A 4505-nucleotide genomic window follows, 5' to 3' on the forward strand; every position below is an offset into this window, starting at 1 on the left:
CGTCGCAGCCGCGACGCCGGGGGTCGGCAACATTCTGAATTCCCAATCAGTTGTATTCTTTCGCCCGTTGTCATCATTCGCGAGGGAATGCCCGTGCATTGCCAAACTTGCGGGGCTGCGTTCCGCGGCCGGGGTCCTCTTTGCGACGAATGCAAAAAGACCTTGTCCGGCTTGTCCAGCCCCAAGCCGTCCCCGGTGCCGGACGACGGTTTCAAGGCCGACCAGGATATTCTTGAATCCGGGTATCGCCGACCGCTCTCCAAGGAAGGCGGCTGGAGCCTGCCCCGGCTTGTGCGCACCAACATCATTCCCCTCGCGTTTCGCGGCCACTCGCTCAAGCGCCTGTGGCTGACGGCCATCGGCGCGGCCGGGGTCATCGCCAGCCTGGGTGAAATGTCGTATCGCTGGGGCGTGTGGTGGTTCTGGCTGATCATTCCGTTCGGCGCGGCGCTGATGATCGGCTACCGCCTGTTGCGCAAACGGTTCGTCAGCATTGCGGGCTGGTTCAACGTCGAATCCGACAAGCACGGCAGCGTCTATATCACCACCCTGGGCGGAGACTGCCCGGTATGCAACGGCGAGATCGGGCTGAAAGACGTCGGCGCCAAACGCGAAATCAAGATCGTCATCCAATGCAAGGCAGACCCGACGCACCGCTGGGGCTTCAATTCCGCCGACCTGGAGGAATTGGAACCGCGTGCGTCCTGATCGGCCGCCCCCTTCTTTGAACCTCAACCCGTCAAGGATGCGCCCCCCAATGCACACCAGGCCTTCATTCTTTGCCCGCTGGGCGCCCCGCTGCGCCGTGATCCTGCCCGCCGTGCTGCTGGCCGCCTGCGCCGCCCCGACCACCTACCGGCAAGACGTGCGCAGCATTCCCGTCAAGGGCACGCCGCTCACCCCCGACCCGCCGTACGCGCTGGAAAAGCTGGTGCCGCTGCTGTCCATCACCAGCGGCTGCAAGGAAACGCCCAAATCCGTCACGGTGGCCCTGGTCAGCAAGTCCGACGACATCCGCACCAACGCCGCCAAGACCGCGCTCATCTCGGGATCAGCCCGGGAAGCCTGGAATTTCGAGGCCTGCGGCCGCACCATTCCGATGTTCATCACGTATACGTTCATGCCCGATGGGCAGACGGCTTATCAATTTGCGGCCAAGTAGCGGGTGCGATCACCGGGCTAAGACAAAGGACAAACGACGTATGCGCATTGAACTGTCTAGCAGAAACATGCTTGGAAATTACAGGGGTAGCGCGTCCACCAGTCAATGCGAATTCCAGTTTGCAAGGCAGTTGATCTTTGTAGAGTATCCCCAAGGGGAGAATCCCGAGCCTTACATTCACGCGGCCCAGGCCGTCGTTCAATCGGTCTGGGACGACTCCCCCAATGCCATCGCTTTCGCCGAGTCCTGGTTTCGTGCGGCACATCCCGAGTTCTGGGAAGTCTGGGACAGGGCCACAGCCCCTGAACACCCGTTGATCGTCTATTCGATTTCTTTTCATATCAACGACTTGCATCCCTCGTACGACATTGCCCGCGACCCTAGCTACGACTTCGAGTGCATTCACCATGACGCAGCTGACCTCTGGCAACAGGAAGGTGTGCGCGGCGAGCTTCCCTACTTCCCGGATTCCGACTTCGTGACCGTACGGCGCGTGAACAATCAACAATTCAAGCTGGGCTAGCAATGGGCATCGAATACCAGATCAAGTTCGCCGTTCCCGCTGGTTATGATCCGTCCGCGCTGATCAAAAAGCTGCCGGACGCGATCGAGCGGCCTTCAATGACGGACATCTACAGCTATGCGCTGGAGCCAGCGGGTTTCTACTTCGTGGACCATCTTGTGAACCCCGCGATTGCCTCACTGGCCCTTCGCCGGCTCATCGATGAAGCATTGCGCCATGGCGAGCGAGTAGAGATCATCGAGCCATGACGGCCCGAGGGCCAGGACACCGTCGCGTCCGGGGTTCCTCGACCATTATTCAATTCATATAAAAAGACAAAATGACAGTCCGTGTTTTAAGCATCGCCTCGCTGGGCGTTGCATTGCTGGCCCAAGCCGCGCCCGCGTTCGCACAGAACCTCAACGGCAAGAACCTGTTCACGCAGCGATGTGCCATGTGCCATGGGGCAGACATCAAGGGCACCGGGCCGTTGGCCAAGAAGAGCAACCCGCCTACCCCCGACCTGACCACTGCCGCTTTCAAGAAGCGGCTGCATGACTATCCGGGCGTCATCGTGTCATCGGTGATCCTGCGTCCGAACGGCGACTTGATCCCCAAGACGTTGAAAGAGAACGGCGTGAAGGTGCCGCCGCACGCCTGGACGGTTCAGGATTTTCGCGATCTGAACAAATACATGACGGATGTGATCGCAAAAAGCCGCTGACGCTCAACAGCGCGGCACGACGTTACCCATTCACCGCCCCCATATCTCTATATCGCTAGAGCTGGCGATCAACAGCGTCTTTCCTGTGTAAGAGAACCCGGCAAATATTGGCTGAAAGTCCCTGAAAATCTTATAGAAAACCGAAGGCTCCCGATGGATCACACCGGGCAGCATATTTTCGGGAGGGAAAAGAAGCACCTCCTGTATCGGCCAGTCCAGAGTGACTTGGTCGATAGACCAATCGTCTCTTGTGAACCGTATCAGGCCACCGCCAAAGATGCTTGCGAGACGAACGCAGGTACCCGCCAGCGGTCCGATCCCTTCGCACTCCATGAAGATCTCGTCGCCGTAATACTCCTCGTAGTCTCTGGCGACTTTTTCGGCGGTCTGGCAGTCAATCACCCCGCGGCCCGCGCTGGAATGCACGAGCAGCAGCTCTGAATTCCGGTCAAAGCCAACCCCACGCAATCCCCCCACCGCCAAGCTGCCGACCTTTTTCCAAGGATCGGGCGGCGCCACCAACGGGGCAGATTGAATCTTCTCTTTTGTTTGAGCATGGTGCTCTGTATTCATGTCGAATTTTTCCGATGCCGCTATTTTTTGGCAAGATTACATGGCTCGATACAAAGGCTAGCGGACGTCAACTGGCCTCTCGCGGTGAAAAATCAACCAGATCATGAGTGCCGATCTTCAGGATGTGAATTGGAATAGTCCAATTTAGCGCCGACGACGGCGCCGCCCCCTCCGTGTCAAAACTGCCCCGTACATCGCACTACGCCAGGAAATCCCCCCAGCCTTAAGTTAAAGTGCTGAAGGTCGCGCGAACGTCCGCGCCCCCCCCCATCCCACCCAGGAGCAGTACCGCAGTGAATGACACCCGCACGCCCGAGTCCGATATCGCCGAAGGCCGCAAGGAACAAGAAGCCAGGTTGTGGCGCGATGACGGCTGGACCGCTCGGATCATCAAGAACGAAGACGACGACGGCTGGGCCGTGGAGATGACGCTGGACGGCCAGGCCGAACCCGCCCTGGTAGGCCCCTGGACGATGGGCCGCGACAAGAAGAACCCCAAGCCGATGGACGGCCCCGCGTTCTCCACCCTGGTCAAGACCGCCAACGAAGTGCTGCGCCGCCACGAACAGCAATTGCACGCGACCCTGCACAAGAGCGTGAAGATCGACGCCGACGCCGGCCGCCTGACGATCAAGCTGGACATCGTTCCCGACGAAGACGAACCCTATGCCGTGCTGAGCGCCTACGACGAATTGGGCGAACAGCTGGCTCAGACCCACGTGGCGCCGACCTACAAGCTGAACGTGCAGCGCGCCTCGGAATGGGTCAGCGGCGGTTTCCCCAAGCACGGCTGATGCCGCGGGCTGCCCGGCCCACACCGCAGCCCGCTCCCTGTCTTTCCAGTTTCCATCGACGACGAGATCAAGCCCATGACCTTTCGACCGATATTCCTGGTACTTGCCACACTGACCCTGTCGCCCGCGTTCGCCGCCCCGCCGCCCGCTCAGGGCACGGCCTGGACCCCGCCGGGGGCCACCACCTGCAGCTTCTCGGGCTGGACGAACGATGAGAAGCCCGTGGTCCAGGTGCGCGCGGCGCCGTCCGCGCAGGCCAAGGTGCTGGGCACCCTGCCGACGACCCGCGGTGACGGCCCGGACCCCACCATCGACTACTACAGCGTCACGTTCGATGTGGCCGAGGCGCGCGACGGCTGGCTCAGGATCAAGAACGCCAGCGATGCCAAGACCGGCAACGATCAAAGCCGGCCACGGCCCGTGTACCAGGGCGAAGGCTGGATCGAAGCCGGCGATGCGAATATCGGCATCCAGTCGGCGCGCGGATACGCCCGCCCGGACGCCGCCAGCGAACGGCTGCTGGACCTGCAGGACAACTGGCTGACCGAACGGGCCAAGGTGCAAGGCATCGTCGCCTGCGATGGCCAATGGCTGCTGCTGGACTACGAAATGCGCAACAGCGACAAGTTCGAAGCACTGACCCCCAAGGACCGCACGCGCGGACGGGCGTGGTTTCGGGGCATCTGCGAAACGTCCGAAACCACCTGCGACATGCGGTCGGTGGACAAATAGCGGCACCCGTGGCAGCCC

At 61.0% G+C, this 4505-nt stretch carries 8 protein-coding genes; 7 read left to right on the forward strand and 1 reads right to left on the reverse strand.

Features of this window, described 5'->3' with window-relative positions; translation table 11 throughout:
- The 5 genes from AC6LJ2_RS29850 to AC6LJ2_RS29870 all read left to right on the forward strand — a co-directional run.
- Positions 1-708: hypothetical protein (locus tag AC6LJ2_RS29850; protein WP_498152744.1), on the forward strand; the 708-nt coding region annotated here is incomplete at its 5' end.
- Between the two features lie 49 nt (positions 709-757).
- Positions 758-1162 (forward strand): hypothetical protein, encoded by a 405-nt coding sequence (locus AC6LJ2_RS29855; protein WP_498152745.1) that lies wholly within the window; start codon positions 758-760, stop codon positions 1160-1162.
- A gap of 40 nt (positions 1163-1202) precedes the next feature.
- Complete coding sequence (locus tag AC6LJ2_RS29860; RefSeq protein ID WP_498152746.1) at positions 1203-1685, forward strand: hypothetical protein; 483 nt, start codon at positions 1203-1205, stop codon at positions 1683-1685.
- A 2-nt stretch (positions 1686-1687) separates the two neighbouring features.
- Positions 1688-1933: a hypothetical protein gene (locus AC6LJ2_RS29865; protein WP_263912599.1), complete on the forward strand. Its 246-nt coding sequence runs from the start codon at positions 1688-1690 to the stop codon at positions 1931-1933.
- Between the two features lie 71 nt (positions 1934-2004).
- Entirely contained in the window at positions 2005-2388 is a 384-nt protein-coding gene (locus AC6LJ2_RS29870) for a c-type cytochrome (protein WP_263912598.1), read from the forward strand.
- A 30-nt stretch (positions 2389-2418) separates the two neighbouring features.
- Here the strand turns inward: AC6LJ2_RS29870 and AC6LJ2_RS29875 are convergent, their stop codons facing one another.
- Complete coding sequence (locus AC6LJ2_RS29875) at positions 2419-2961, reverse strand: hypothetical protein (RefSeq protein ID WP_498152747.1); 543 nt, start codon at positions 2959-2961, stop codon at positions 2419-2421.
- 293 nt (positions 2962-3254) lie between these two features.
- Here AC6LJ2_RS29875 and AC6LJ2_RS29880 point away from each other — a divergent pair, with 293 nt between their 5' ends.
- Together AC6LJ2_RS29880 and AC6LJ2_RS29885 are read left to right on the forward strand one after the other, a co-directional pair.
- The gene (locus tag AC6LJ2_RS29880) at positions 3255-3755 is read left to right on the forward strand and encodes a hypothetical protein (protein WP_498152748.1); all 501 of its coding nucleotides are present in this window, start codon (positions 3255-3257) and stop codon (positions 3753-3755) included.
- Positions 3756-3830: 75 nt separating this feature from the next.
- Positions 3831-4487, forward strand: coding sequence for a hypothetical protein (locus AC6LJ2_RS29885; RefSeq protein ID WP_498152749.1), 657 nt, complete (start codon positions 3831-3833; stop codon positions 4485-4487).
- Positions 4488-4505 lie beyond the last annotated feature (18 nt).

Source organism: Achromobacter sp. 1014246743 (assembly GCF_059760725.1).